This window comes from Novosphingobium sp. ERN07, assembly GCF_012641335.1.
Classification (GTDB): Bacteria; Pseudomonadota; Alphaproteobacteria; order Sphingomonadales; family Sphingomonadaceae; genus Novosphingobium.
Genome location: NZ_JABAID010000010.1, coordinates 21964 through 47381 on the forward strand (window position 1 = coordinate 21964; position 25418 = coordinate 47381).

24 protein-coding genes are annotated in these 25418 nt (G+C 64.0%); 9 read left to right on the forward strand and 15 right to left on the reverse strand.

Translation table 11 applies throughout. The features are described from left to right. Positions 1 to 54: 54 nt before the first annotated feature. The 11 genes from HGI47_RS13870 to HGI47_RS13920 all read right to left on the reverse strand — a co-directional run bounded on the left by HGI47_RS13870 (position 55) and on the right by HGI47_RS13920 (position 11800). On the reverse strand, positions 55 to 903 hold the full coding sequence (locus tag HGI47_RS13870) for an MBL fold metallo-hydrolase (RefSeq protein ID WP_168853363.1): 849 nt from the start codon (positions 901 to 903) through the stop codon (positions 55 to 57). A 17-nt stretch (positions 904 to 920) separates the two neighbouring features. Next, positions 921 to 1832 (reverse strand): DUF1838 family protein, encoded by a 912-nt coding sequence (locus HGI47_RS13875; protein WP_168853364.1) that lies wholly within the window; start codon positions 1830 to 1832, stop codon positions 921 to 923. Between the two features lie 27 nt (positions 1833 to 1859). After that, the gene (locus HGI47_RS13880) at positions 1860 to 3068 is read right to left on the reverse strand and encodes a CaiB/BaiF CoA transferase family protein (RefSeq protein ID WP_370521725.1); all 1209 of its coding nucleotides are present in this window, start codon (positions 3066 to 3068) and stop codon (positions 1860 to 1862) included. Beyond that, positions 3065 to 3985 carry a hydroxymethylglutaryl-CoA lyase gene (locus tag HGI47_RS13885; RefSeq protein WP_168853365.1) on the reverse strand — a complete coding sequence of 307 codons (921 nt, stop codon included), beginning with the start codon at positions 3983 to 3985 and terminating at the stop codon, positions 3065 to 3067. Before HGI47_RS13885 ends, HGI47_RS13880 begins: the two co-directional genes overlap by 4 nt. Further along, on the reverse strand, positions 3982 to 4587 hold the full coding sequence (leuD, locus tag HGI47_RS13890; protein WP_168853366.1) for a 3-isopropylmalate dehydratase small subunit: 606 nt from the start codon (positions 4585 to 4587) through the stop codon (positions 3982 to 3984). Before leuD ends, HGI47_RS13885 begins: the two co-directional genes overlap by 4 nt. Continuing rightward, positions 4584 to 5957, reverse strand: a complete 1374-nt coding sequence (locus tag HGI47_RS13895) for a 3-isopropylmalate dehydratase large subunit (protein WP_168853367.1) — start codon at positions 5955 to 5957, stop codon at positions 4584 to 4586. The genes leuD and HGI47_RS13895 overlap by 4 nt, the downstream gene beginning before the upstream one ends. A 46-nt stretch (positions 5958 to 6003) precedes the next feature. Then, positions 6004 to 7044: a zinc-binding dehydrogenase gene (locus HGI47_RS13900; RefSeq protein ID WP_240950193.1), complete on the reverse strand. Its 1041-nt coding sequence runs from the start codon at positions 7042 to 7044 to the stop codon at positions 6004 to 6006. Next, on the reverse strand, positions 7031 to 8659 hold the full coding sequence (locus HGI47_RS13905) for an FAD-binding oxidoreductase (protein WP_168853368.1): 1629 nt from the start codon (positions 8657 to 8659) through the stop codon (positions 7031 to 7033). The genes HGI47_RS13900 and HGI47_RS13905 overlap by 14 nt, the downstream gene beginning before the upstream one ends. A 140-nt stretch (positions 8660 to 8799) precedes the next feature. Beyond that, positions 8800 to 10194 (reverse strand): FAD-dependent oxidoreductase, encoded by a 1395-nt coding sequence (locus HGI47_RS13910; protein ID WP_168853369.1) that lies wholly within the window; start codon positions 10192 to 10194, stop codon positions 8800 to 8802. After that, on the reverse strand, positions 10191 to 10553 hold the full coding sequence (locus HGI47_RS13915; protein ID WP_168853370.1) for a nitrile hydratase subunit beta: 363 nt from the start codon (positions 10551 to 10553) through the stop codon (positions 10191 to 10193). Before HGI47_RS13915 ends, HGI47_RS13910 begins: the two co-directional genes overlap by 4 nt. Continuing rightward, positions 10550 to 11800 carry a class I SAM-dependent methyltransferase gene (locus HGI47_RS13920; protein ID WP_168853371.1) on the reverse strand — a complete coding sequence of 417 codons (1251 nt, stop codon included), beginning with the start codon at positions 11798 to 11800 and terminating at the stop codon, positions 10550 to 10552. Before HGI47_RS13920 ends, HGI47_RS13915 begins: the two co-directional genes overlap by 4 nt. Positions 11801 to 11890: 90 nt before the next feature. Between HGI47_RS13920 and HGI47_RS13925 the strand changes: the two genes are divergently transcribed. The 7 genes from HGI47_RS13925 to HGI47_RS13955 all read left to right on the forward strand — a co-directional run bounded on the left by HGI47_RS13925 (position 11891) and on the right by HGI47_RS13955 (position 17611). Further along, on the forward strand, positions 11891 to 12199 hold the full coding sequence (locus HGI47_RS13925) for an REDY-like protein HapK (protein ID WP_168853372.1): 309 nt from the start codon (positions 11891 to 11893) through the stop codon (positions 12197 to 12199). Then, positions 12196 to 13017, forward strand: coding sequence for an SDR family NAD(P)-dependent oxidoreductase (locus tag HGI47_RS13930; protein ID WP_168853373.1), 822 nt, complete (start codon positions 12196 to 12198; stop codon positions 13015 to 13017). Before HGI47_RS13925 ends, HGI47_RS13930 begins: the two co-directional genes overlap by 4 nt. Position 13018: 1 nt before the next feature. Next, complete coding sequence (locus HGI47_RS13935; RefSeq protein WP_168853374.1) at positions 13019 to 14389, forward strand: MmgE/PrpD family protein; 1371 nt, start codon at positions 13019 to 13021, stop codon at positions 14387 to 14389. 70 nt (positions 14390 to 14459) lie between these two features. After that, the gene (locus HGI47_RS13940) at positions 14460 to 15350 is read left to right on the forward strand and encodes a VOC family protein (RefSeq protein WP_168853375.1); all 891 of its coding nucleotides are present in this window, start codon (positions 14460 to 14462) and stop codon (positions 15348 to 15350) included. Beyond that, the gene (locus tag HGI47_RS13945; RefSeq protein WP_168853376.1) at positions 15350 to 16192 is read left to right on the forward strand and encodes an alpha/beta fold hydrolase; all 843 of its coding nucleotides are present in this window, start codon (positions 15350 to 15352) and stop codon (positions 16190 to 16192) included. The genes HGI47_RS13940 and HGI47_RS13945 overlap by 1 nt, the downstream gene beginning before the upstream one ends. Positions 16193 to 16195: 3 nt before the next feature. Further along, positions 16196 to 16858: a hypothetical protein gene (locus HGI47_RS13950; RefSeq protein ID WP_168853377.1), complete on the forward strand. Its 663-nt coding sequence runs from the start codon at positions 16196 to 16198 to the stop codon at positions 16856 to 16858. A 24-nt stretch (positions 16859 to 16882) separates the two neighbouring features. Further along, positions 16883 to 17611: a DUF3108 domain-containing protein gene (locus HGI47_RS13955; protein WP_168853378.1), complete on the forward strand. Its 729-nt coding sequence runs from the start codon at positions 16883 to 16885 to the stop codon at positions 17609 to 17611. A 62-nt stretch (positions 17612 to 17673) separates the two neighbouring features. On the opposite strand, the gene HGI47_RS13960 is transcribed toward HGI47_RS13955, so the two are convergent. Genes HGI47_RS13960 through HGI47_RS13975 form a run of 4 tightly spaced genes read right to left on the reverse strand, consistent with a single transcriptional unit; the run spans position 17674 to position 23140 of the window. Continuing rightward, a complete protein-coding gene (locus HGI47_RS13960) occupies positions 17674 to 18498 on the reverse strand; it encodes a cupin domain-containing protein (RefSeq protein WP_168853379.1) in 825 nt (274 codons plus the stop codon). An 18-nt stretch (positions 18499 to 18516) separates the two neighbouring features. Continuing rightward, positions 18517 to 20082 carry an FAD-binding oxidoreductase gene (locus HGI47_RS13965; protein WP_168853380.1) on the reverse strand — a complete coding sequence of 522 codons (1566 nt, stop codon included), beginning with the start codon at positions 20080 to 20082 and terminating at the stop codon, positions 18517 to 18519. Next, positions 20082 to 21413: an MFS transporter gene (locus HGI47_RS13970; RefSeq protein ID WP_168853381.1), complete on the reverse strand. Its 1332-nt coding sequence runs from the start codon at positions 21411 to 21413 to the stop codon at positions 20082 to 20084. The genes HGI47_RS13965 and HGI47_RS13970 overlap by 1 nt, the downstream gene beginning before the upstream one ends. Further along, positions 21410 to 23140 carry an alpha/beta fold hydrolase gene (locus HGI47_RS13975; protein ID WP_168853382.1) on the reverse strand — a complete coding sequence of 577 codons (1731 nt, stop codon included), beginning with the start codon at positions 23138 to 23140 and terminating at the stop codon, positions 21410 to 21412. The genes HGI47_RS13970 and HGI47_RS13975 overlap by 4 nt, the downstream gene beginning before the upstream one ends. Positions 23141 to 23245: 105 nt before the next feature. Here HGI47_RS13975 and HGI47_RS13980 point away from each other — a divergent pair, with 105 nt between their 5' ends. Next, the gene (locus HGI47_RS13980) at positions 23246 to 24517 is read left to right on the forward strand and encodes an MFS transporter (RefSeq protein WP_168853383.1); all 1272 of its coding nucleotides are present in this window, start codon (positions 23246 to 23248) and stop codon (positions 24515 to 24517) included. After that, positions 24514 to 25407, forward strand: a complete 894-nt coding sequence (locus HGI47_RS13985) for a GntR family transcriptional regulator (protein ID WP_370521727.1) — start codon at positions 24514 to 24516, stop codon at positions 25405 to 25407. Before HGI47_RS13980 ends, HGI47_RS13985 begins: the two co-directional genes overlap by 4 nt. Positions 25408 to 25418 lie beyond the last annotated feature (11 nt).

Consider the following 25418-nt stretch of genomic DNA (forward strand, 5'->3'; position numbering starts at 1 on the left):
TTGATGCAGGAACAAGGGGGCGGTCCGGTTGGGCCGCCCTTTTTGCATTGGGCTTCAGGGGAGTTGGCTGTCCAGCAGCGCGCCGTATTTGTGGGATAGCGCAGCGCAGGCTCCGGGTGAGGCGAAGGCGTCGGCCTTTCCTTCCAGTGCGGCGGTCAGGCGGTCGTCCGCACCAGAGTGTTCGGGGTGGCCGGTCAGCAGGATATCGCAAGGGGCGGTATCGAGCCTTGCCAGCGTGCCGCGCATTCCGGCCACCAGCGCGGGGTTGGCGCGATAGGTATAGCTGCCGGTGGCCAGCGGATTGAGGCTCGCGGCGAAAAAGACCGTGCGGCAACGCCCAGCATCGCAGCTTTGCCATGAATAGCCCATGCTGCCCGGCGTATGTCCCGGCATGGCGTGGGCGATGATGGTGGTGGTGCCCATGCGGATGCGTTGCCCGTCGCTCAGTTCGCGCACCTTCGCTTGGCGCGGATAGGCGATGAGGGAGGAGCTTTGAGGATCATCTGCGCCACTTATGCCCCGGCGCATGGCGGCGGCGGTCCAGCGTGAGGCGCCGACGCGCGCGCCACTGGCACGGACCAAAGCGGCCGCGCCTCCTGCATGATCGTAATGCGCTTCGGTGACGAGGATCAGGCGGACCTTGCGCAGGTCAAGCCATAGCGCTGCGAAGTGGGCGGTTGTGGTGGCGAAGCTTTCCGGCAGGCCTGCGTCGATCAGCACCAGTCCTGCGCCAGTGTCGATCACGGCCTGCCGGATGCGGCGCGTGCCGATGTACCATGTGTTGTCTGATACCTGTGCAGGGCCTTGCGGCTGAAGCCAGCGGGGGGCATCCGTGCCTGTGATCGGACGGGTCAGCGGGTCGTCCCCTTCACTGGCCCCCAGAAGGAGGCCAGCGGCAAGCACGAGGCCTATTCCCCGGATCAATTGCGGTATTCTTCCTGTTTCAGCGTCAGCAGCTTCGCAGGATCGCGTGCGCCTTCGGGGTTTACGCGGGCGAGCATGGCCACCCAGTCCTTTGGCATAGCGGCATAGCTGGTTTCCTTGCGGCCAACGCTGCGCAGGCATTGCGTGCCCATGCCGGCAGGCATCTTCCACCAGCGGGCGTAGTCGGAAAGGTCGGTGCCATATCCCGTGGCGCTGGCACAGTGGACGCGCGGGTCGAGCGCTTCCTTGGCGGGGCTGGTGATCATCGTCATGTCATTCAGGCGGCGCGCAGGCAGGCCCGGTGTTTCGGTGTCTGCGGCGGTGTGCTGCTGGAAGGTGATCTGATCGCCCATGTGATAGAACAGTTCGGGCACGTGTTCGGCCTTGAAGGTGGTGTTGCCGATCTTGCCGTCGAAGATTAGGTCGTTTGCGGCACTGTAGCGCACCGTGGTTGGTCCGACCGGCACAAACGGAACGTCCACCATCTCGCCGGTCAGTGGATTGCGGAGTTGATCCGAGCGCTCGCTGGTGCCCGGCGCCGTGCGGAAGCCGAGTTCGTAGGAGGTCAGTTCCATGCTGCCGTCGGCCAGCGGATTGACCTTCATCACTGCGCCGAAGACAAGTTCGCACAGCGGGGTCAGCTTCGCCCCCTGCTGCGCATAGTTGCGGCCGCGGAACCACCAGTAGACGATGCCCGGATCGGTGCGCAGGCGCATACGCCGGATCATAGCGACGCGGGCTGCGGGGTCTGTGGGTATGCCTTCCTCGCGGGCGAGTTCTGCAGCAAAGGCAGGGGATGCGCCCAGCAGGCTGGACCCTGCGATGGCCGCGCCGGTCAGGCCTGCCCCTGTCAACATTGTGCGGCGGCTGAGCAGGAAGTTCTCGTCGCTGGTGTCGAAATCGGTCATCGGCTTATCCCCACGTTTTCTATTGTATCAGGCCGTCTCCACCGCGCCCTGTCCGATAAGATCGGCAATGCGTTCAGCGGGATAGCCCAGTTTTTGCAGGATGGCGTGCGCGTCTGCACCCGGCTTGGGCAGAGTGACCGGAGCGCCGGGCCGCTTGCCACCCATTTCCAGCGGAATGGTCGGCAGGCGGGTTTCCTTGCCATTGTCGAGGGTTACGTCTTCCAGCCCGCCTTCCGCCAGTTGCGGATCGTCGAACATGTCTTCGGGGCGGCCGATAGGGGCAAAGGGCAGGCCGGTGCCTTCAAGCTTTGCCACGATCTGATCGCGGGTCATCGTGGCCATCAGCGCGCGGACTTGCGGCATGATGCGGTCACGCGCCAGAACGCGGGCGTTATTGGTGCGCAGGTTTTCTTCGGCCCAGAGGTCATCAAGGCCGAACAGCGCGCAGAACTTTTCCCACAAGGTGTCGCTGACCACGCCGATGAAGACCGGTTCGTCCGCCGTTTCGAACACATCGTAGATGGCCCATGCGGAAATGCGCGCGGGCATCGGGGCAGCGGCTTTGCCGGTGACGGCGAACTGCGCCATGTGCTGCCCGACAAGGTAGATCGTGGTTTCGAACAGGCTGGCGACGACCTTCTGGCCCTTGCCGGTGCGGTGGCGTTCCTGCAGCGCGGCAAGGATGCCGATCACGCCGAACATGCCGCCGGTCACGTCAACCACGCTGGAGCCTGCGCGCAAGGGGCGACCCGGCGGGCCGGTCATATAGGCAAGGCCGCCCATCATCTGCGCCACTTCATCCAGTGCGGTGCGCTGTTCGTAAGGGCCGGGGAGGAAGCCCTTTTCCGAGCAGTAGACGAGGCCGGGGTTCGCGTCCGACAGCGTTTCATACGAAAGGCCGAGCCGGTCGAGCGCGCCGGGGCGGAAGTTTTCGACCAACACATCGGCGCTGGCGGCCAGATCGCGGGCGACGGCAAGACCTTCTGCCGATTTCAGATCGAGGCAGATCGATTGTTTGCCGCGATTGTACATCGGGAAATAGCCGGAGCCGGAACCCAGCAGGCGGCGCGTGGAATCGCCGCCGATGGGTTCGACGCGGATCACTTCGGCACCAAGGCCTGCAAGGATGTGGCCCACGGTCGGTCCCATGACCATGTGGGTAAATTCGATCACGCGGATGCCAGCGAGCGGAGTGGGGCCGTTGTTCTGGGCCTCGCGCTGTTCCAAAGAGGTCAACGGGCAATCCTTTCAGCGTAATCCATCATCGGGCCTGCATCGGGAGTGAAGCCGTAGAGCGGCTCTCCCGGCAGGGCTTCGACAAGGATTGACCGCACGGCGAGCAGCTTTTCGAGATCGATGCCGGTTTTGAGGCCCATCGCATTGAGCATGAGCACGAGGTCTTCGGTGACGAGATTGCCCGAAGCGCCCGGCGCATAAGGGCAGCCGCCAAGGCCCCCCAGCGAGGAATCGAGCGTGGTGATGCCCTCTTCCAGCCCGGCCAGCGCATTGGCGAGGCCGAGGCCGCGCGTGTTGTGCAGATGCAGCGTGGTCAGCTTGTCCGCGCCGACAGCGGCCTTGACCTTGCGCACAAGGCGACGGACTTGCGCCGGGTCGGCATAGCCGGTGGTATCGGACAGGCTGAATTCCAGCGCGCCCGCTTCTGCCGAGGCGACGGCGAGGCGGACCACCGCGTCTTCGGAAACCGCGCCTTCGATAGTGCAGCCGAACGCGGTGGAAAGGCCCACGGCAAAATGCGCGCCGGCTTCACGCGCGATGCGGGCGACTTCGGCAATCTCGGCCAACATGGCGGGATGGTCCTTGCGGACGTTGCGCAGCGAATGGGTTTCGGACATCGAAAACGGGATGGACAGGCCATGCACGCCTGCCTCAACCGCGCGGGCCGCACCCTTGGCGTTGGGGACGAGCGCGACGACATTCAGGCCGGGCAGGGTGCGGGCAAAGGCGACGAGTTCCGCGGTGTCGGCCATTTGCGGCAGGAGGCTGGATGGCACGAAGCTGCCCACTTCGATTTCACGCACGCCGGCGGCGGCTTCGGCGGCGATCCATGCCTTCTTGGCCTCGGTCGGCATGATCGCCTTGATCGATTGCAGCCCGTCGCGGGGGCCGACTTCGGATACGAGAATTTCGGTCATGCGGGATTTCCGGCGTAGATCCACGGACGGCGCGCGCGGTCGGCGGCGGTCCATGCGTCGATTTCGGGGAGGGATTTGAGCGTGAGCGCGATGGCGTCCAGCCCTTCGAGCAGCATGAGGCGCGGTTCGTCCTCAATGGTGAAGGTGTGGGTCTGGTTGCCGCAGCGCACGGTTTGCGTGGTGAGGTCCACGTCCAGCGACTGCCAGGCAAGGCTTTCCACGGCAGCGCGGTCCAGCGTGACCGGCAGAATATCGTTGCGGATGCAGTTGGCGCGGAAAATGGGGGCGAAGCTTTCCGCGATCACGCAGCGGATTCCGTATTCGGCCAGCGCCCAGACGGCATGTTCGCGGCTGGACCCGCAGCCGAAGTTTGCGCCGCCGAGCAGGATTTGCGCGCCCTTCGCCTCCGGCTGGTTTAGCGGGAAAGCGGGATCGGGCACGCGCGCGGCGACATCGGTATAACGCCACGGGGCGAACAGGCCGTCCGCCAGCCCGGTGCGCCCGGTGGTCTTCATCTCGCGGCTGGGGATAATTGCATCGGTATCGACGTTATCGCGCAGCAGCGGGACGGCGGTGGAGTGGAGCGTGGTGAACGGGGTCATCGTGCGAAATCTCGCGGATCGGCAATCGCGCCTGCAATCGCACTGGCGGCGACCGTTTCCGGGCTGGCGATGTGGGTGCGGATGCCGGGGCCTTGGCGGCCTTCGAAATTGCGGTTGGTGCTGCTGATGGTGCGGGCACCTTCGGTGAAGCTTTCGCCGCCTGCGAAGAAGCACAGCGAACAGCCGCTGGCGCGCCATTCGAAGCCGGCGTCAGTGAACACCTTGTCCAGCCCTTCGGCCTCTGCCGCGCGCTTTACGGCAGAGCTGCCGGGCACGACCAGCGCCTTGCGGATGGTGGGCGCGATGTGGCGGCCACGCAGCAGATCGGCGGCGCGGCGCAGGTCTGACAGGCGGGCATTGGTGCACGATCCGATGAAGGCAGCGTCGATGGGCGTGCCTGCCAGCTTTTGGCCCGCGTCCAGCCCGATATAGGCGTGGGCGCGTTCCGGCCCTTGGGGGACGGTGGCAGTAATGGCCATCGAGTGTTCGGGGCTGGTGCCCCAGCTTACCATCGGGGCGATGGTGGCTGCGTCGATCACGATTTCGTAGTCGAAGGTTGCGCCGTCGTCTGTTGTCAGTGTGGCCCAATAGGGATCGTTGAAAGCGGCGGGGGCGTGGCGGCGACCGACGAGATAGGCGAAGGTCTGTTCATCGGGCGCGATGATGGCGGTCATGGCCGAAAATTCGGTGGCCATGTTGCACAAGGTCATGCGGCCTTCGATGTCGAGCGCCGAAACAGCTTCTCCCGCAAACTCCACTACATGGCCCGCGCCGCCGCCTGCGCCGTGGGTGGCCAGCAGGTGCAACGCCATATCCTTGGGTGTGACGCCGGGGGCAAGCGTGCCGGTGAAAGTCACGCGCATGGTCTTTGGCCGGTCAAGCCGCAGGACGCCGGTGGCCATCGCATGTTCGGCTTCGCTGGAACCGATGCCCCATGCGAACGCGCCCAGCGCGCCCTGGGTGCAGGTGTGGCTATCGGGCGCGACCAGCGTGGCTCCGGGGAGTACAATGCCGAGTTCGGGCGAGATGACGTGGGTGATGCCCTGATCGGGGTCGTTCACGTCGAACAGCGTAATGCCTGCTTCGTGGGCGGCGGCGCGGGTTTCGGTGATGAAGGCGCTGCCGCCCTGCATCAAGGTGCCATCGCCGCGCCCGATGCGGGTATCGACGATGTGGTCCATCACGGCAAATACCCGCGCCGGGTCGCGCACCGGACGGCCGCTGGCGGCCAGCGATTTCAGCGCGGCGGCTCCGGTGCGTTCGTGCAGGAACACGCGGTCAATTGCGATCAGGTGCGCGCCGCCTGCGGTTTGGCCGACGTGGTGCGCATACCAGATCTTTTCGAAAAGCGTCTTGGGTGAAATTGTCATCGGCTATGCGGCCAGACGCGGGGCGCGGGGCACCCCGGCGACGGGCTTACTCCCCCTGATCCACGATATCGACCACGACCTTGCCCATCGACTTGCCCGAAAGCAGCCGTTCGATCCCGTCGTAGATGCCTTCCAGCCCCACATTGCGCTGGCTGTCGAAGGTCACGCGCAGCTTGCCATCCTGATAGAGCCGGAACAGCCGCTTGCGGGCATCGTCCCAATGGGGCGTGAGCAGGCCATTCATGAAGCCACGCACCGACGCGCCCTTGTAGTAGATCGAATGGGCGATGCGCGGGGCGGTGACCACTTCGGGTTTGCCTTCAAGGTCTGCCGCCGCGCCGCCCACGACGAGCCGCCCGTGGTTGGCAATGTTCGCAAGAAACGCATCGAAGATCGTGCCGCTGACGGTATCGATGGCAACGTCGATCCCGCCGGGATACTCCGCTGCCAGCACCGCGCCGACATCTTCGCTGCGGTAGTCGATCACCCGTTCTGCGCCGAGCGAGGAAACGAACGCGCATTTTTCCGCGCCGCCTGCCACGCCGATCACGCGGCAGCCTTTGAGGACGGCCAGTTGCACGAGCAGATGGCCCAGCCCGCCTGCGGCAGCGGACACGGCCACGGTTTCCCCCGTCCGGGCATCACCGATCTGTTCCAGCGCGACGAGCGCGGAAACGCCGGTGGACGCGAGGGCGAGGTATTCGCGCGTGGCGGCGGGGGCGGGTGCGAAGTTGGCAATGGCGGCGGTGTTTGCCTCACGATAGCCGCCGGTGAAGCGCACGGTGACAGCGGCATCGCCCACGGCATAGCCGGTCACGCCTTCGCCCACCGCCTCGACCACGCCGATGGCTTCGACGCCGGTGAACGTGGGAATGGCGATCTTCACGTAATCCACCGCATTGCGGGCGATCTGCGTGTCGAAGATGGCGTTCACGCCGCAGTGCAGGTTGCGCACGCGGATTTCGCCGCGTGCGGGTTCTGTGATTGGCAGTTCGACCACATCCGCACCTTCGCGGAAAGACGGTGCGATCCTTTCCAGCCGGATTGCGCGGTAGGTTTGCCCCCCCATCGTATCAGTTCCGTCCATCGCGGATCGGGAAGCCAAGGCAACCGGGGTTGAAGATGCCGCGCGGATCGACCACGGCCTTCACTGCATCAAGCACGTCCTTGAACGCTTCGTCGCGGCTTTCGCGATAGGCGGTATAGGCGCGGCCGATCTGGAAGTGGGCGGCGCCATACTTCTTGCAGATGGCCTTTACCTGTTCGCGCGCGGTGTTGACCACGGCGGTCGCATCCGGGTTAGGGCCAAGCTGCTTCAGGTTCTTGAGGTGTGCCGGTTCCACCATCGATTCATGAATCGGGCGATAGCCTTCGGGCCAGAAGAACACCGGTTCGATCACCAGCGCGGTGGTGGACAGCGATGAGAACAGGAAGCCGTTGAAAATGCCGTGCTTGTCGAACGTTTCCTGCATCGAATCGAAATAGGCGCGGATTTCGGCAAACATGGCGGGCGCGGTGGACAGCGAGGCCTGACCGTGAACCGGCACCCAGCTTTCGCCTTCGGGGCCAAGGATCGAGTTCGGCGCGGGGAAGGGCATTGCGCGGATGACCTTGGCGATGGAGTTTTCAATCTCCGCGCCTTCAAACCGGGCAGCAATTTCGCGCGCCTTGGCAATGTCTGCCGCCACCGCTTCCTTGCAGCGGCCCTCTGCGGTGATGTGCAGCGGGTATTCTTCTTCGGGGATGAAGTTGCGGCCACCGATGGCGATCTTGGCAGCTGCGAGCAGCCCCTTGCCGATGGACTTTTCCTTGGCGATGACTTTGCCCAGCGTCTTCACGTCGCTGGCCATCGACATGCGCTTCATGCGCACTTTCGTCAGGCCGGGGTCAAACCCGCAGGTTTCCGAAGCGATGCCCGCGCGGGTCATTTCGGCCAGAGCCTGCAGCATGATTTCGCCCGTCTTGAACGAGAACGAGACGGAATCTTCAAAGCCCGGCGTGCGGATCAGGCGTAGCGTCACTTCGGCCTTGATGCCCAGCGTGCCGGAATCGCCCATGAACAGGCCTGCCAGATCGGGGCCATAGTGGCGATAATGCGGGGTATCGCCATCGGGGCCGCGCGCGCCGGTGCGCAGGGTGCGGCCATCGGCAAGGACCATCGTGATGGCGACAACGCTCTCGCTCGACGTGCCATAGTGGCCTGCACCGAACATGGCATTAAGCTGCGACAAACCGCCGCCGATGGTGGAATAGATGCCCGACATCGGCCCCCAGAACGGGGTGCGAAGGCCGTGGGGTTTCAACGCTTCGTTCAGCGCCAACCAGGTGCAGCCCGCTTCGACCGTCACCGTCATGTCCTCGGGGCTGACGCGCAGCACGCGGTCCATGCGGCGCATGTCGAGCGTGATCGTGGTGTCGGTGGCAGGCGTATAGCTGCTGGTGTAGCTCATCCCCGCACCGCGCGGCGCGATGTCTACGCCCGCATCGTTGGCGGCGGTGACGACAGCGGACAGTTCCGCCGTGTTGGCAGGCGCGACCGAGAGCATGACGACATGATCGCCACGCGCCCAGATGTCTTCGCTGAACAGGCGCAACGTCGCTTCATCGGAGGTGACGTGATCCGCGCCGACGATGGCTTCCAGACGGGCGCGCAGGTCGGCAGGGGCAGTGGCGATCTTGGCAAGGGTCATGCTGTCAGACATTTCGATCTTCCGCTTTGCCGCGCAGTTGCTGAGTCTCTGGGCCGATTCAGGAGTGCGTCGGTTAATTGTTATATTTATATGTCAAATAAAGTTCCGGCGTGCAAATGGGCAATTTACCTATCCGCACGTCGGACGGATCATCATGCGTCAACCGCGTGCTGCGCCAGTGCGGCGGCGTTAAGCCCGGCAAGGCGGCCGAAGGTGACGGCCGTGGCAAGGCCCATTGCGGGCAGATAGCCCCAATGCGCCGGGCCTGAGACAGACCGCGCCGCGCCGCCGCCAGCAAACAGATTGGGCAGGGGCTTACCATCTTCGCGGAGCACGCGCGCGGTCCCATCGATCTGAAGCCCGCCCTGCGTGTGGAAGATCGCGCCGACGACCTTTACCGCCCGCAACGGCGCGACCGGTGGCTTGTCATCGCCCCATAGACGGCCCTGCGCATCGGGCTGGCCGCTGGCTTGCGCGGTGTGCGCCTGCGCCAAAGTTGCCGCCAGCATATCGGCAGGCACGCCGATCAGCGCGGCCAGTTCCTCTGGCGTATCGGCCTTTTTCGCGGCGTTCAGCGCGATGAGTTGCTGCATTTCGGGGATGTAATCGGTGACAGCTTCGATGCGCTGATCGAACACCACCCACACATGATCGCCGGGCTGGGCCAGCACGGGGTGGACCATCCCGGCGATATCCTCGACCTCGTTGGTGAAGCGGTTGCCTTCGATGTTTACCAGCACGCCGCCTTCGACCGGCACGCCCGGAGGCACCGGAATACCGTGCGGTTCGGTCAGCATGGCGTATCCCTGATAGGCGCTCATATCGCCGAGGCCCGCGCCAAGCTGCTGGCCGACAAAGATGCCTGTGCCTTGGCTGCCTTCGTGGCCATTGTTCCGCGCGTGGGCCACATCGGGCATGTGCTGCGCGACCATAGCGTGATTGGCGGCAAAGCCCCCGCAGGCAAGGATCAGCGTTTCGCAGCCGACCAGTTCTTGCGCGCCATCGGGGCGTTGCAGCGTAACGCCGTGGATGCGGCCAGTCTCATCGGCATGGACTTCGACCAGCTTCGCACCCAGCAGCACGTCAATGCCGGCATCGGCCATGCGGGCGTGGAGCAGGTCCACCATGTCCTGCCCGCCATGCCCGCGCCAGCCATGTACGCGGAATGTGGAATTGCCATAGACCGGGCGGAAGCCGGTATCCAGTTCCCACGGCAGATCGTGTGCTTCGACCATCCAATCTATCGTCGGCCCGGCATGATCGGCAATGGCGCGCGCCAGAACCGGGTCCGTTAGCCCCTTGGTCTTGGCCATGATATCTTCGAAATAGCGGTCCGCGCTGTCTTCGATGCCCAGCGCGGCCTGCGCCTTGGTCCCGGCGGCGCAGATCAGGCCCTGGCTCATGCCGGTGCTGCCCATTGGGCGTTCGTCCTGCTCCACCAACAGCACTTGCGCGCCTGCATCATGGGCGGAAAGCGCAGCGATGCAACCACAGGCCCCGCCGCCGATCACCAGAACCGGGATCGTATATTCGAAGGCGGGGATCATGCGTCGCTGGCCAATTCTTCGCCAACTTCGCCTGAAGCGACATCGACACCGCCGCCCATCGCCGCTTCGTTTTCCTGCTGCACGATGCGCAGGATGCGGGCGATGAATTCCTGATTCCACATCTGGCGCTCTGCCGAAGCGGCGCGATCAGGCACGAAAGCATCGATCTCGCCCGGTGTCAGCACGCCCTTTTCCAGCAGCAGGCGTTCCAGCGTATCGGTGCGCTGGCGGGCAACGGCCAGTTCCTGCGCCATAGCCATCGTGATGGCCAGAACTCGCTCGACTTGCGGTTCGAGGAAGTAGGGGCGCTTGCCAGCGGGCTTTGCGCCTGCTCCGGCGAGGGCGTCGGCAAAGCTCATGCCACGGCTCCGATCACATGCCATGCGGCCTTGCGGCCATAGTCTTCGGTGTCATCCTCTTCCGCATCGGGGAAGAGTTCGCGGTCCACCACGCCGGTCACACCGCCGTGGATCAGCTTGTCGCGTTCGAACCCTGCGGCCACCATCTCGGCGTCGAGGTCCATCTCGTGCATCCGGCTCCAGAAGGGTTCGTTGTTGTAGAACGCATCCCAATCGCGCATCGCCTGTTCAAACAGGGGCATTTCGGGCGCATATTGCGGCTGTTCCACATGCAGCACGATGCCCCCCGGCTTCAGCAACCGGCGCGTTTCGGCAAAGATCGCGCGCAGGGCCTTGGTCGACAGTTCGTGCAGGAACATCGTGGTCTGGATCCAGTCAAAGCTGGCATCCGGGTACATCGACAGGTCTTCGCCGCTGGCCTGAACGAAGCGGATGTTGTCCACCCCCAGTGACTTGGCGCGGGCAAGGCCATAGCGCAGCACGGGCGCGCCAAGATCGACAATGGTCATGTCCGCTTCGGGGAAGGCCTGCGCCAGCGGCAGCGAAGAATGGCCCACCGTGCCGCCGATTTCGAGGATCTTCTGCGGGCGGAAATCGGGGAGATTGCGCTTGACCCATTTGACCACGGCATGGCCGCCGCCATCGGAATACTTGCCCAGCAAACCGCCGGTGGTGACGAAGCCTGCGTGATCGTAATTCGCGCCGTTCACCGCATCGCCGGGGAAATATTCGGTGTGATAGCTGCCCGGCATACAGTGGTGATCCACCGCCGAGACATAGCGCGGGATCGGCAATGACGGATCGAGGCTGAGGCGCGGATCGCCATCGGTCAGGTCCGCCGCAATGGCATTCAGCCGCTCGCGTTGGCGCAGGGCGCTCCACCGGCCCGCCTGCTGGCGCTGTTCCATCGTCATGCGGCGCAGGGCAGACCATGTTTGAAACGCAGGGTCTTCCAGCAGGGCGCGGCGCGCTTCGTGGCGGTCTGCCATCGGGCGGCCATGCCTCGCTTCAAATTCGGGCACGACGCGCGAATCGTATGCGGCCTTCACGCCGGGCACCACGCGCGAAGCGAGATGCCGGTTCATCTGGGCGAGGAAGTTGATCCGCTCGATCTCGTCATGGCTGGTTTCCGGGAAAACCGCGTGGCGGCCAATCACGCGATAGTCCGGGGGACCATCATAGGCGGCGCTAGGATCGTTTGCAGCGGGGGGCTGGGGATTTCGCGAAGCGTTCACGGTCTTCCTCATTTGTTATATTCATATACTATATTGACGTTCCGCCAGAAGCAAGGTTCATGGAAGCAATTGACCGGCAGGCGGCAAAGCGAGGACCGACCCATGCATATTTTCGCAGTTTTCAATCTGAAGCCCGGCGTTTCGGAAGCGGACTACCTTGACTGGGCGCGCAGCGTCGATCTGCCCACCGTGAACGCCCTGCCGTCCATCGCCAGCTTCCGCGTGTTCCGCAGCACCGGCGTTATGGGCAGCGATGCCAAGCCGCCGTTCGGCTATATCGAAGTGCTGGATGTTGCCGACATGGCGCAGTTCGAAAAGGACGTCTCTACCGCCGCGATGGGGGAAGTTGCCGCAGCATTCAACAACATGGTCGAAGTCACCTTCATCACCAGCGAAGAGGTGACGGCGTGAAGTTCGCCGGCAAAGTAGCGGTCATTACCGGATCGGGCCGCAAGCAGGGCTTGGGCGAAGCAATCGCCCGTCGTCTGAGCGAAGAAGGCGCCGCCGTGGTCATCGCCGACATCGGCGGATCGCGCGATTCGGCCACGCCCGATGCGATGATCGGGGCCGAGGCGGAAATGCGCGAAGTGGCCGATTCGATGCCCGGCGCGGCGTCCACCTTTTCGTGCGACGTGCGTGACCCGGATCAGGTGCGGGCGCTGGCGGCTCATGCGGTTGCCACACATGGATCGCTGGATATCTGGGTGAACAACGCAGGCATCGGCTATATCATGAAGCCGCTGGGCGAAGTTTCCGCCGACGATTGGCGCGCGGTGATCGACGTGAATCTGACCGGCGCGTGGTTCGGGCTTCAGGCGGCTGCCGAAGTGATGATCGAACAGGGTAAGGGCGGGCGCATCGTCAACATCGCCAGCCAGGCCGCAAAGTCGGGCTTCATGCACGCGCAGGCCTATACCGCGTCAAAGCATGGGCTCGTCGGGCTGGTGCGCTCTGCCTCGATCGAGTTGGGCGCGCATGGCATCACGGTGAACAACGTGTGCCCCAACCACGTGACCACCGGCCTTGGCAAATGGCAGAATGAACACTTTGCCGCCGTGCAGGGCATCAGTGTTGAGCAGTATCTCAAGAACATGGCCGCGCGCATTCCGTTGGGCCGCCCCGGCCTGCCGGAAGATACTGCCAATGCCGTGGCGTTCCTGTGTTCGGCAGAGGCATCTTATATCACCGGTGAAAGCATGAACGTGTCTGGCGGCGAGGAGCCGCACTGACATGACGGATGGGGCAAACCCGGCGCATGTGCTGATCGACCACGCGCTATCGCTGCGCTGGGACGATCTGCCCGATGAGACGAAGGCGCGGGCCAAGACGTTCCTGCACGATTCGCTGGCCGTGGGTGTGGCGGGGCGCAATGCCGCCCACGCTGACGCCGTGCTGGGGATGGTGCAGGGCTGGGGTGCGGGCGATGTGGCATCGGTGCTGGGCAGGCCCGATGTGCGCCTGCCCGCGCCGTCTGCCGCGTTCATCAACGGCTTCCAGATTCACGGGCAGGAATATGACTGTGTGCATGAACCTGCCGTGCTGCACCCGATGGCGACCGTGCTGGCGGCTTTGCTGGCCGAGGCGCAGCGGGGCGAGCCGGTAACGGGGCAGCAGTTCCTGACCGCCATCGTGGCGGGCGTGGACGTTGCGGTGACACTGGGCATTGCCGCGCCCGATGCGCTGAAGTTCTTCCGCCCGGCAACGGCGGGTATATTCGGTTGCGTGGCGGCGATCGCCAGCCTTCGCGCAATGCCGCGTGATATGGCGCTGGATGCGTTCGGCCATGCGCTTGCGCTGGTTTCGGGCACGATGCAGGCGCATGTGGAGGGCAAGCCCGCGCTGCCGGTGCAGGTGGCCAATGCTGCGCGCAACAGCCTTGTCGCCATCGATCTGGCACGAGGCGGAATGCCGGGGGTGACGCGCCCGCTGGACGGGCCGTTCGGTTATTTCCCGCTGATGGAAGTGCGTGAGGCGCTGGCCCCCGCGCTGGCGCGATTGGGGCAGGGCCACCGCATTACCGAGGTAAGCTGGAAACCGTTCCCGACCGGGCGCGCCGGACACGGCGGGATCGTGGCGGTGCAGCAATTGCGCGACGAACAGCGCCTTGCCGCTGCCGATTTGGAAAGCCTTGAATATCATGCGCCGCCGTTGATCCACCGGCTTGTCGGGCGTCCGGCCAAGGCGGGGATGGAGCCGGGCTATGCGCGGCTGTGTATGCAATATCTGGCCGCCGTAACCCTGCTGCGCGGCAAGGTTACGCTGGGCGATTTCACCCGCGAATCGCTGGATGATCCGCAGGTGTTGGCGCTGGCCGCGAAGATCACGGTAGTTGCCGATGGTAATCCTGATCTGGCCGCTTTTGTGCCTGCGCGCGCGGTTGTGCGCACCGTGGATGGCCGGCTGCTGACGCAAGATGTGACCGCGCAATTGGGATCGCCGCAATGGCCCCTGTCGGAAACGCAGCATATGGCCAAAGCCTTGGGATGCCTGGAATTTGCAGGGCTTGAAGCCTGCCATGATGCGCTGGTCGCTGCCGTCGCAGCGCTGCCCAATGCAGACGACGCCATCGCCAGCCTGATCGCCAGCGGCGTGCTGTCATAAGCGCTTGCATTTGTATTATATCTATATCAAATAATCTCGACACCGCGTTCGGGATCAGCAGGGAATCGACATGACCTTATTGAAGTGCGCAACGCACGTTGTCAGCGATCTGGATGACGCCATCGCGCGGTATGAAAGCTGGATGGAATACCGCACGGTCGAACGCGGTGAAGTGCCTGCCGATCTTGCCGCAGCATGGAATGCCCCGGCCAGTGCAGGACGCGGCTATGCCGTGCTGCAACCGGCTTCGGGCGAGGACGTGTTCCTGCGCTTTGTCGAAGGCGATCCAGTACCCGAATATGCGCCGATCCGCACTTATGGCTGGGCCGCCATCGAGCTGTGCGTGACCGACGTTGAAGCCGTGAACGAAAAGATGCTGCAAAGCCCGTTTGAGGTGATTGGCCCGCCCAAGCCGTTGGACGGATTTGCCACGGTAAAGCCGATGCAGGTGCGCGGCGCTGATCAGGAAACGGTTTACCTCACGCAAATCCTGCAACCGGGACCGGGCACCGGCCTGCCTGAACCCAAGTCGCTGATCGACCGGCCTTTCATCATGGTTCTGGCCTGCCCGGACCTGCGCAAGACCGCGCAGTGGGTGAAGGACGTGTTGGGCCTGCCGATGATCGATCCGGTGGCGATCCGCTATTCCATGATCGAAAAGGCATTCGGCCTGCCCGAAACGGCGAAGACCGAACTGACCACGGCGCGTGGGAGCGGCCAAGTGTTTCTTGAACTGGACCAGTATCCAGATGCGGCAACCGAACGCCCGCGCCGTGAAGGCGCGCTGCCGCCCGGCGTTGCGATCACCACCATGCTCTATCCCGATTTCGACCGGCTTGAAGGCCATTGGGCCAGTGCACCGGTGGTGCGCGAAGGGGCGGTTTATAGCGGCAAGCGCAGCGGTGTGCTGGTGACGCCCGAAGGCGCGCTGCTGGAAGTGGTCGAAGGGGGAGAAATCTGATGGCGGCCCCTGCAATCAAGCGCGGCTTCGTGGACGTGCCGCACGGCCAGATGCACTATCGCTATGCCGGTGACAGCGGCGAGCCGCTGCTGATCCTGCACGCATCGCCCGGCAGTTCGCGCCAGCAGGTGAAGTTGATTGAGGATTTTGCTGCTGAAGCGCGCGTCTTTGCGCCCGACACACCGGGCAATGGCGATAGCGACGCGCTGTCTGATCAGGAACCGACGATCCCCGAACTCGCCGCCGCAACGCTGGCGTTCATGGATGCGGTTGGCCTGCAAAAGGCGCGCGTTTATGGTTCGCACACTGGCGCTGCTATCGCTGCCGAACTGGCGATCCTTGCGCCAAGCCGTGTGTCCGCACTGGTTCTCGATGGCGTCAGCCTGATGGAAGGCGAAGAGCTGGAAGAGATTCTGGCCACTTATGCCTTCCCGTTCGAACCCGATCTGGACGGGGCCTATCTGGCCCGCCTGTTCCAGTTCTGCCGCGATCAATATGTGTTCTTCCCGTGGTATCGCCGCACCCGTGCGGGCCGCCGCGATGGCGGGCTGGGAAGTGCGGCTGACCTCCACGCTTGGATCGTTGAAGTGATGAAGGCCAGCACGACCTATCACCTCAATTATCGCGCCGCATTCAAATGGCCTGCGGACAAGCGCATGGGCTTGATCGGGTGCCCGACGCTGGTGACCGCCGCGATCAACGATCCGCTCTACGATTCCAGCGTGGCGCTAGAAAAGCTGCTGGGCGATGGCGCGTTCGTTGAACTGCCGCGCCTTGATGCCGCCGAGTTCCGCACCGCGCGCAAGGCGGCGATGGACAGCTTCTTCGCCGGTAAGGCCTGAATCATGGACATCGGTCTTTCGCTGCTGACGCTGCTGCACCTGCTGATCCCGATCTACTGGCTGGGCGGTGATCTGGGCGCGTTTTACAGCTCGCGCTTCATGATCGATCCGGCCCGGTCTGTACCTGAACGGATGATGGCGCTGAAAATCCTCAACAATATCGATATGGCGCCGCGCACCACGCTGATCCTCGCGTTCCCTACTGGGTTTGGCCTTGCCGTGGCGAAGGGCTGGATCGATCTGCCCGGCTCTGCCGCGATCCTTGTCTGGGTGCTGGGCCTTGCATGGCTGGCGCTGGCGTGGACGGTCCATCTGAAGCACGGTCCTGCGGGCGCGGGATACAAGCGCGTGGACATTGCCGTGCGTTATGTTGTGCTGGCCGGGTTGATTGGCAGCGGTGTGGCGGGCCTTGCAGGCGCAATTGCGCTGCCACTGTTCATCTCGCTCAAGTTGCTGGCGCTGGCCACTTGCATTTCCATCGGTCTGCTGGTGCGCCGCCAACTGGTGCCGCTGTTCCCCGCGATCATCGCCCTGCGCGAAAATGGTCCGACGCCCGAAGGCGACAAAGCCATTGCCGGGGTCATCGCCATCACCCAGCCGACTGTGATGGTGCTGTGGGTTGTCGTGCTGATCGCCTGTTTCCTGGGCATTGCAACGCCCGTTTGATCCATAACGTAAGGGAGAATTCCATTGCAGAAGCATCGGACCATCACCGGCAAGGTTCTTTACACCTCGCGCAAACCGGGTCGTGAAGGCGAAGAGCGCGGGCGCGAAGAATTCACCTGGACGCACCACACCGATGGCAAGCGCACCCTGCGCGCGCGGTGCGAGATCGATGAACCGGCACCGACCGTTCACCGCGATATCGTGTACAGCCTTGATGAAAACGACCGCCCGATGGACTGCTTCGTGCGTCTGGTGATCGGTGATGAATTCATGGGGTCCGGCCTGTTCATCATCAACAAGGACACCGTGGAATGCGAAAGCTATGGCCCGTCCATTGGCCGCGTTTCACAGACGATGGCAATTGATGGCCCGTTCGATGGTTTTGGCACGCATCCCATCGTGGCGGACGCATACATCACGCGCAAGATGGATCGCAGCAAGGGACCGCACAAGCGCAAGTTCCCCTGCTTCCTGCCTTCGCCGGATCACCGTGGCGCTACTCCGCCGCTGATTGCGAAGTCGGAAATCAACCTTGCCTTCGTGGGCGAGGAAACGGTGACCGTTCCTGCAGGCACCTTCGATTGCTACAAGTATGAATTCTCGGACGAAGACGCCAGCATGATCTCCATCGGCGGCGAAGCGCACCCCCCCTATCAGGTGTGGGTGACGGCGGACGACGACTCGATCTTCGTGCAGGGCGGCGTCGGCGGTTACATGCAGACGTGGTACGAACTGGTTGAACTGAACCGCTGAGCCGATTCACCGGTTGGCAAGTTGGTGGTGCCCGCATCGAAAGGTGCGGGCACTTTTTCTGCTCACCAGATGGCTTGCGGTGCCAATTCCCGCGCCCATTCGGGCGGCGTGCCTTCGGGCAGGACCGGGCGATAGGGTGCACCCAGTGGCAGGGGTTTGTGCACATCGCTCCAATGCGTGACGACGGCATTCGCGCCCGGCGACCGCATGATTTGCAGAAAGCCATATTCCGAAACGTGCGGTCCGTGCAGGATGCCGGGCGGGCGGTAGAAATAAGCGCCTGCCCCCATGCGGCCTTCGGGCGCCCACATCGCGCCTTGCAGCATGAACATCTCTTCGGCGTGATCGTGCATTTCGGCCGGCAAGGTAGTGCCTTCTGCTGGAACGCCATGCGCCATGCCGGTCAGCAGGAACGTGCGCCCGCTATCGTTGGGGCCAAGCCGCAGCACCTTGCGGGCAAGGCGCAGGTGGATCAGTTTGGGGTCATAAGTCGAAACATCCCACGGCATGGCGGGGGTGTGGATCGCGATGGCTTCGGCAGTGCCCAACATACCGTTCGGATCGCCAGCGGCATGGCGGAACACCAGCAGCACCGCGCCTTGCGCCGTGTGGCGCGCACCAAGCCCGGACCCTTGCGGCAGGAAGCCATAGGCATGGGCGCGGCGATCCTCGCCATCGATGTCTATCGCCCCATCCAGCATGAAGAACTCTTCCGCGCCGTGATCGGGCGCATTGGCCGGGGCGCTATAGCCGGGTGGATAGTGCACGATCATGGTTGCCTCGTCCGACAGAGGATCGGCGTTCAGCACTTTTTCTTCTGCCCCATCGGCGCGAGAGGTCCAGCCCACGTTCTGCGCGTGGACGAATTCGATATGCGGACGGGCCATGCTGGTCCTTTGAAATGGTCAGGAAAGTTCGAGCGCGCCGGGGTTCATCAGCCCCTTGGGATCGACTGCCGCCTTCACCGCTTCCAGCAGTGCGCGCGGCGCAGGGCGCAGAACGGAGGCGTAAGGATAAGTCCGCCCAATCTGGTTCGACGCCGCGCCATGTTCGGCAAAAAGCGCGATCAGCTCTGCACGCACCTGCATCACAAGCGCGCGGGCATCAGGAGCGGCGGGCGGTTCGCTCAGGCGGTTTTCGCCTTGAAGAATATCGTGGTGCAGCGGCAGCCAGCTATCACGCCAGTTCATCACCGGCTCATAGCTGAAAGCGTGCGTGCCCATCACCGTCAGCAGGCGCGATACGATCACGCCCGCTGCATCGAGCGCTGGCTTGTGCCGGGCCAGCAGCGCCTCGATGGCGCTGGTGAGGCGCAGCGCCTCGCTATGCGGCACTTTGGCGTTGAGTGCGATCCAGCGGTCGGCCTGCGGGCCGACGACCATCGTCGAAATCGGATTGAACAGGTCTGCGCGGCCCGCGCGTGGGATGGAATCGGGCAGTTCGGACCCGCCGAACCGTGCGGCGATGTCCCGCGCGGCGGCCATGTCGGCAGCTACCGCCGCATCGCTGCGACCAGCCAGCACCAGGTGGAGCGAATGGCAGCCGTCCTCAATGAAAGACCGCCCTGCCAGCGCCAGCTTCGCCCCCGCTTTCAGGCCTTTCAGCAGCCCGCCTTCCTGCCCGATGACTTTCGCCAGCACTTTGGCATCGCGCGCAAGATCGGTGGGCGCGGCAAGGGCGATGCGCGTCTTGTCCGGGTCCATCAGATAGGCGTCTTCGGCAATGTCGGAACGGGCGACTCCGCATAGCGCGGCAATCCCGGCGGCCTGATCGCTGAACCCGAACGAGAGGTAGCCGTTGGCCTTTGGCGCGCGGATCAGGCGCAGGCTCACGCGGGCCTTGATGCCCAAAGCCCCAGCATCGTGTACGAAAAGCCCGGTCAGGTCCGGCCCGAAGGTGCGCATGAACGGCTTTGGCGCACGCTCAACCGCCAGTTGTCCGGTGTGGAGCAGCGTGCCATCAGCCAGCACCACTTCCATGCCTATCACCGCTTCGGCAGCAGAAACGTGCCGCGCCGTGCCAAGGAACAGCGCCCCGTTGGAAAGCCCGCCGCCCACCGTCGCGCGCGCGCCCGAAAACGTGCCGAAGAACGGCAAGCGCAGGCCCAACGGCTTCAGCGCTTCGTGAATCTGCCGCCATGTGACGCCAGCTTCCACCGTGATCACCATGTCTTCTTCGCTGATCGACACGATCTGGTTGAGCCGCGCAAGATCTACAGCGACAAAGCCGCGATCCGGCACGACATAGCCGCGAACATAGGTCAGCCCGCCGCCGCGCGGGGCCATCGGCATGCCCGCCGCGCCAATCAGGCGAACCGCCTCGGCCAGTGCATCGACGCTGGTTGGGCGGACCACCGCAAGGCAGGGCGCGCCTTCGTCGAGCAGGTCCGATCCGTGCAGGCGCAGGCTTTCGGTGTCGGTCAGAAGGCCTTCGGGGCCAAGCAGGGCGTGCAGATCGTCGTTCAGAGGCATCAGGCGGCCTTTGTATCAAGAGCGGCAGTCGCGGCGCGGAAGCTGCGGCGGCTGGCCATCAGGATAAGGAAAGCGGCAAGGCCGCAGCAGAAGAACACGCTGCCGAGCGACCACGCAATGCCATTGGGCTGCGTAAACACCGTGTCGGACAGGAAGCCGACGATGAAATTCCCCGCCGTCAGTGCGATCAGGCCCGATGCGATGGTCTGCAACGCCATGACTTGCGCCCGCAGCGCATTGGGCGTGATCTGGGCAAATCCGGTATAGACCGCCGACGTGTTCCAGTTCAGGAACAGCGCGTTGAGCGCATAGCCCAGCAGGGCCAGATTGCCGGTGGGCGCAAGGCAAGCCAGCGTGCCGAACACCACCATCGAAGCCGCGCAGCCCATTGCGCAAAGAACTGGAGCGTCGGCATAGCCACGCCGGTTCAGCCACGCCATGACCCAGCCGCTGTTCACGGCGGCAAAGACCGAGATTGGCAAACCCACCATGCCCAGAATCTTGCCGGTTTCTGCCGCGCTCCACCCATGCGCGCGGATGAAAAGCGCGGGAAACCAGCCGACGATGGCATAGACACAGACGAGGTTGAGCACCGATCCCAGCATGAACAGGCCAAAAGCACCGGGCCGTTCGATGAACAGGCGTAGCACCGGGCGCAGGCTGATTGGTTGGGTGGCCACGCTGCCGCCCTGCCGCGCAGGTTCGCGCGCGGTCAGGATCAGCACGAGTGCCAGAACCAACCCCGGCGCGCCGCACAGCACGAACACAACCTGCCAAGGCTGCATCGCCCCGAACAGGCCGGGCATTCCGGTTATCAGCCGCTCTGCCCAATCGAGGAACAGCCCCCCCAGCGCCATTGCCGCTGCCGTGCCCAGCGAACTGCCGGTCACGAACACACCGTAGGCCTTGGGACGCACGTCGGGCGAAAAGTAATCCGCGATCAATGATGTGGCGACCGGCACCAGCGCCGCTTCGCCCACGCCCACCAGCATCCGCGCGATGAACAGTTCGTGGAAATTGCTGGCGAAGGAGCAGCCGATGGTGGCCGCGCTCCACAGCATCAGCCCGCCGAACAGCAGTGTCACCCGTCGCCTGCGGTCTGACGCCATGCCCAGCGGCAGGCCCAGCACGCTGTAGACCACGCTGAACGCCATGCCTTGGAGCAGGCCGAACTGCGTATCGTTGATTTCCAGCGCGACCTTCAGCGGTTCGATCAGCAGCGCGATGGAAACGCGGTCAAGGATCGCCAGCGCATAGGCCAGCGTCAGCAGCGACAGGACATACCATGCGTAGGACCGGCGCGGCCAGGCGGGGGAGGGTATCGCGTTCAAACTGCCGAAACCTTTTCAGATGCGGCCTTTTCCGGCGCGCCGTGATCCGCACGAACAAGCGTGGCGTGCAGCGCAGCGGCGGCGGCTTTGCGGTCACTAGGCAGCATGAACGCGGTGCTGGCGGGCAGCAGGTCTATCAACTTTGCCGCTTGTGCGGTGGCAGGATCATCTCCCACCGCCACGAAAGTGCGCGGCTGAACCGATTGCCACAGCGCAGCGTCATGCACGGTCAGCCCTGCGGCAATGGCGCTCCCATAGGTTGTCCGCTGCTTGAGCATTCCGGTGAGCGCGCCATGCAGCACGTTGGCATCGGGCAGGTCGGGCGCGGGCCGGGCTGCATCCGGGGCGGCGGAATACCACGGCCATTGCACCGTGCCATCGCGCAGCATGTGCCAGAACTGGTGCAGGTGCGATCCGGCCAGCGCATCGAAAGCGACTGGTGGCAACAGGACTGCGTCAGTTGCAGCATCGAAAGGTGGTGCGCCAATCACCGTCAGAGTTGCCACCAGGCCGGGTCGGCGCGCGGCCATCATCGCACCGATGGGCGCGACAAGGCCAATCGCAAGAACATCGCACGGCTCAGGCTCCAGCCTGCCGATCAGTGCGGCCAGTGCATCGGCAATGGCCGCGGCACTCGTATCGGGCAGCGGATCGGAATCACCAAAGCCGGGCAGATCGGGCACGATCACCGGGCGATGCACGCGCATGGCTTCGGCCCAGTTCATGGCCTCCAGCGTGGATGGCCCGGCCAGGATCATCAGAGGGCGCTGTTCGCCTGTGCAGGGGCCGGAAAAGCGCTGCCAATGGATCTGGCTCTGGGCGAATGCGACATAGCCGCGTGCCGTGGTGTCTGATGCCGGGCGGGCGGGTGCCGGATCGCTGCTGCCGGTCGCCAGATTTTCCGCGATCCAGTTCGCCCATGCTGTGCGGTCTGTACCCAGCCTTTCCACCGAAAGCGCGGGGTTGGCGGCGCAAGGCACCTTGTCCAGATGGGGATAGAGCACATCGTCGGTCCGCGCGCCCACGATGGTGGGCACTTGCACGCTGTGCAGATCGTCCAGCGGGTTCCAGCGCATGGCGGCGGTGTAGGCATCGGCATAGTGCGGCCCGGCGCTGAACAGGTCTATGCCATAGTCTTCCATCCATTCGGGCGTGGGTGGTTCCATCGCGATGCGGTGTTCGGGGCGGGTTGAGAACCACGGAAACCAGCGCAGCATGTCGCGCGTGCGGCTCCACTCCGCGCTGAGGAAAGCGCCCGTCGGCTCTGGCGCGAAGGGGCGCATATAGGCGGCGATGAAATCGTCGGACGCAAGCTGATCGGGGATGGACAAGCCATCAAGCACCAACAGTGGCATCGTTCCGCCACGCGCAGCAAGGGCGAGCGCGATCTTGGCGCTGGTATGCGTGGCATAGACCGGCGCTTGGCGCAGCCCCAGTGCATCGAGCGCATCGCCCAGCGCACGGGCAAAATCGGGAATCGTCGGTTTATCCAGCCCGATGGGATCGGAATTGCCATAGCCCGGCGTATCCAGCGCAAAGACACGAAACCGCCTGCCGAGCACTTTCATCAAAGGCACGTGCAGCCGCGAAGACCGGGGGGAATCGTGCAGCAGAACCACTGCCGGGCCGCTGCCACAGCAGCGATAATGCACCAGCTTGCTGCCACCGCAAGCGGATGCGACGCTGACATAGCCGCGTGTGATATGGGGATTTGTGTCCGAAATCATGCGTGCTGCCTGCCCTGCGATGATTTGATATATGAATATGACTATTGATGTGCCATCATTTCGTCATTGTCCAGTCCCTTGAACGTCGCACGAACGGGAATCCGAATGGCCACAGCAGTCGAAAGCCGGTCCTCCATCGCGCCATTGCCCGCGCGTGACAGCAGTGCAGGCTGGGTGGTGGTGGCCGCATCGATGGTGGGGCTGGCAATGGGGTTAAGCCCGCTACCGTTCTACACCATCGGCATGTTCGCGCCCGAATTGCAGCAGGCGTTCGGCTGGAGCTTTGCCTCGCTGATGGGGTCCATCACCGTGCAATCGGTGGTGGTCATGGCCACCGGGCCAATGGCAGGCTTTGCGGTGGACCGTTACGGCGCAAAGCCGGTGGCGCTGATCTCGCTGGTGATGTTCGGGCTGACCTATATGAGCTTGGGCCTGAGCGGCGGGAACATCTGGATCTACTATGCCCAGTGGGTGATCATGTCGATCGTCGGCGCGGGCACGCTGACGGCCACGTGGATGCACACGGTCAACGGCTGGTTCGAAAAGCATCGCGGCCTTGCCATCGGCATTGCCAGCACTGGCACGGGCATCACCGGCTTTCTGGTCAAGCCCTTTGCGGCATGGCTGATCGGCACATATGGCTGGCGCACCGCGTTCTTCGTGATCGGAGCCTTGCCGATAGTGGTCGGCCTGCCAGTAGTCGCATTGTTCTTTCGGGAACGGCTGGCGCGGGGTGGGCGGCGTTCTGCCAAGAGCGCGGCAGAGCCTGAAGTAGAAGCGGGCATGACGCTGCACGCGGCGCTGCGCCATCGTCGGTTCTGGATCATGACCGTGGCCTTTCTGCTGATCGCCTTTGCGCTCACGGCTCCCACTCCCAATCTGGAAAACATCCTGCGCACGCAGAAATTCACCCTGCCGCAGATCGGTGCGATCACGGCCGGGTTCGGGCTTTCGGTCATCGCCGGGCGCGTTGCAGGCGGTTGGCTGCTCGACCGGTTCTGGGCGCCGGGCTGCGCCGTGGGCATCCTGATCCTGCCTGCCATCGGCAGTTTCCTGCTGTCACAGCCAAGCATCGGGGCAACGGAGGCGGCACTGGCGGTCATCTCGCTCGGCCTTGGTGCGGGGTTTGAATTCGATCTGCTTGCCTACCTGATCGCTCGCTATTTCGGTCGCCGCGCCTATGGCACGATCTATGGCAGCTTCTACACGGTGATCGCTTTCGGCGGCGGCATGGGGCCGGTGGTCTATGGCCGGGTGTTCGATTCCACTGGACGATATGACCTCGCGCTGATGACGGGCGTCGGCTGTCTCGTCGTCGGTTCGCTCACATTGTTGGCAATGGGGCGCTACCCCGATTGGAGAGGGGAACGGCGGTGAAGAGCCTGATCGAAGGCCTCGGCATCGGCTATGTGCTGGGGGAAAGTGATGCGCCCGCAGACTTGACTAAGCGCGGCCGACCTCCGAAGACCGGCGCGGCCGATCGACACATTGTTACCTCGTCGATACGCACGGCAAGCGGGGGAGGAATCGTGCTCGATCGTGAAGGGGCAGTACCGCTCTACCACCAGATTTACCTCAGCTTGCGTGACGAAATCCTGAGCGGCCAGCGCCCGTTTGGCAGCGTTCTGCCGACCGAGCAGGAGCTTTCCGAGCATTACAGCGTCTCGCGCATCACCGCGCGGCGCGTGCTGAACGATCTGGCCGACCAGCACTATGTCGAACGCCGCCGCCGTTTGGGCACGCGGGTGATCTTCAAATCTCCCGCCAAGCCGATTGAGGCGAATATCGATCAGGCAGTGGATAGCCTGATGGCGCTGGGCGAAGGGACGACGGTCAACGTCATTTCGGTGGAACGGCGCGCCGCAACTGATATCATCGCCAACGCCCTGCAGATCGATGAGGGGGCCGAGGTTATCCGCGCGGTGCGCGTGCGCTGCCTTGAAGGCACTCCGCTGGGCTATATCGTCAGCTATGTGCGGGGCGATCTGGCGCAAGTCATTTCGGAAAGCACGCTGCCGCGTGCGCCGCTGCTGAAACTGCTGGACGAAGCGGGCTTCCACGCGGAACGGGCTGAGCAGACCATCGGCGCAATGCTGGCCGATCCATCGCTGGTCGAAGCGCTCAATGTGGAGCCGATGTCGGCCATTCTGCGGATCACGCGCACGGTCTATGACCGCAACAACGTGCCGTTCCTGCGCACTTATGCGCATTACCGGTCAGACAGGTTCCACATCCGGCTGGATTTGCAGAACCCGACGTCGGCCTGAAAAATGGGGCT

Bases quoted from the DNA above. Each gene is read 5' to 3' on its own strand.
- HGI47_RS13875 (WP_168853364.1), bottom strand. From the start codon at position 1,832: ATGACCGATTTCGACACCAGCGACGAGAACTTCCTGCTCAGCCGCCGC.
- HGI47_RS13885 (WP_168853365.1), bottom strand. From the start codon at position 3,985: ATGACCGAAATTCTCGTATCCGAAGTCGGCCCCCGCGACGGGCTGCAA.
- leuD (WP_168853366.1), bottom strand. From the start codon at position 4,587: ATGACCCCGTTCACCACGCTCCACTCCACCGCCGTCCCGCTGCTGCGC.
- HGI47_RS13895 (WP_168853367.1), bottom strand. From the start codon at position 5,957: ATGACAATTTCACCCAAGACGCTTTTCGAAAAGATCTGGTATGCGCAC.
- HGI47_RS13900 (WP_240950193.1), bottom strand. From the start codon at position 7,044: ATGGACGGAACTGATACGATGGGGGGGCAAACCTACCGCGCAATCCGG.
- HGI47_RS13905 (WP_168853368.1), bottom strand. From the start codon at position 8,659: ATGTCTGACAGCATGACCCTTGCCAAGATCGCCACTGCCCCTGCCGAC.
- HGI47_RS13910 (WP_168853369.1), bottom strand. From the start codon at position 10,194: ATGATCCCCGCCTTCGAATATACGATCCCGGTTCTGGTGATCGGCGGC.
- HGI47_RS13915 (WP_168853370.1), bottom strand. From the start codon at position 10,553: ATGAGCTTTGCCGACGCCCTCGCCGGAGCAGGCGCAAAGCCCGCTGGC.
- HGI47_RS13920 (WP_168853371.1), bottom strand. From the start codon at position 11,800: ATGAGGAAGACCGTGAACGCTTCGCGAAATCCCCAGCCCCCCGCTGCA.
- HGI47_RS13925 (WP_168853372.1), top strand. From the start codon at position 11,891: ATGCATATTTTCGCAGTTTTCAATCTGAAGCCCGGCGTTTCGGAAGCG.
- HGI47_RS13935 (WP_168853374.1), top strand. From the start codon at position 13,019: ATGACGGATGGGGCAAACCCGGCGCATGTGCTGATCGACCACGCGCTA.
- HGI47_RS13940 (WP_168853375.1), top strand. From the start codon at position 14,460: ATGACCTTATTGAAGTGCGCAACGCACGTTGTCAGCGATCTGGATGAC.
- HGI47_RS13945 (WP_168853376.1), top strand. From the start codon at position 15,350: ATGGCGGCCCCTGCAATCAAGCGCGGCTTCGTGGACGTGCCGCACGGC.
- HGI47_RS13950 (WP_168853377.1), top strand. From the start codon at position 16,196: ATGGACATCGGTCTTTCGCTGCTGACGCTGCTGCACCTGCTGATCCCG.
- HGI47_RS13960 (WP_168853379.1), bottom strand. From the start codon at position 18,498: ATGGCCCGTCCGCATATCGAATTCGTCCACGCGCAGAACGTGGGCTGG.
- HGI47_RS13965 (WP_168853380.1), bottom strand. From the start codon at position 20,082: ATGCCTCTGAACGACGATCTGCACGCCCTGCTTGGCCCCGAAGGCCTT.
- HGI47_RS13975 (WP_168853382.1), bottom strand. From the start codon at position 23,140: ATGATTTCGGACACAAATCCCCATATCACACGCGGCTATGTCAGCGTC.
- HGI47_RS13980 (WP_168853383.1), top strand. From the start codon at position 23,246: ATGGCCACAGCAGTCGAAAGCCGGTCCTCCATCGCGCCATTGCCCGCG.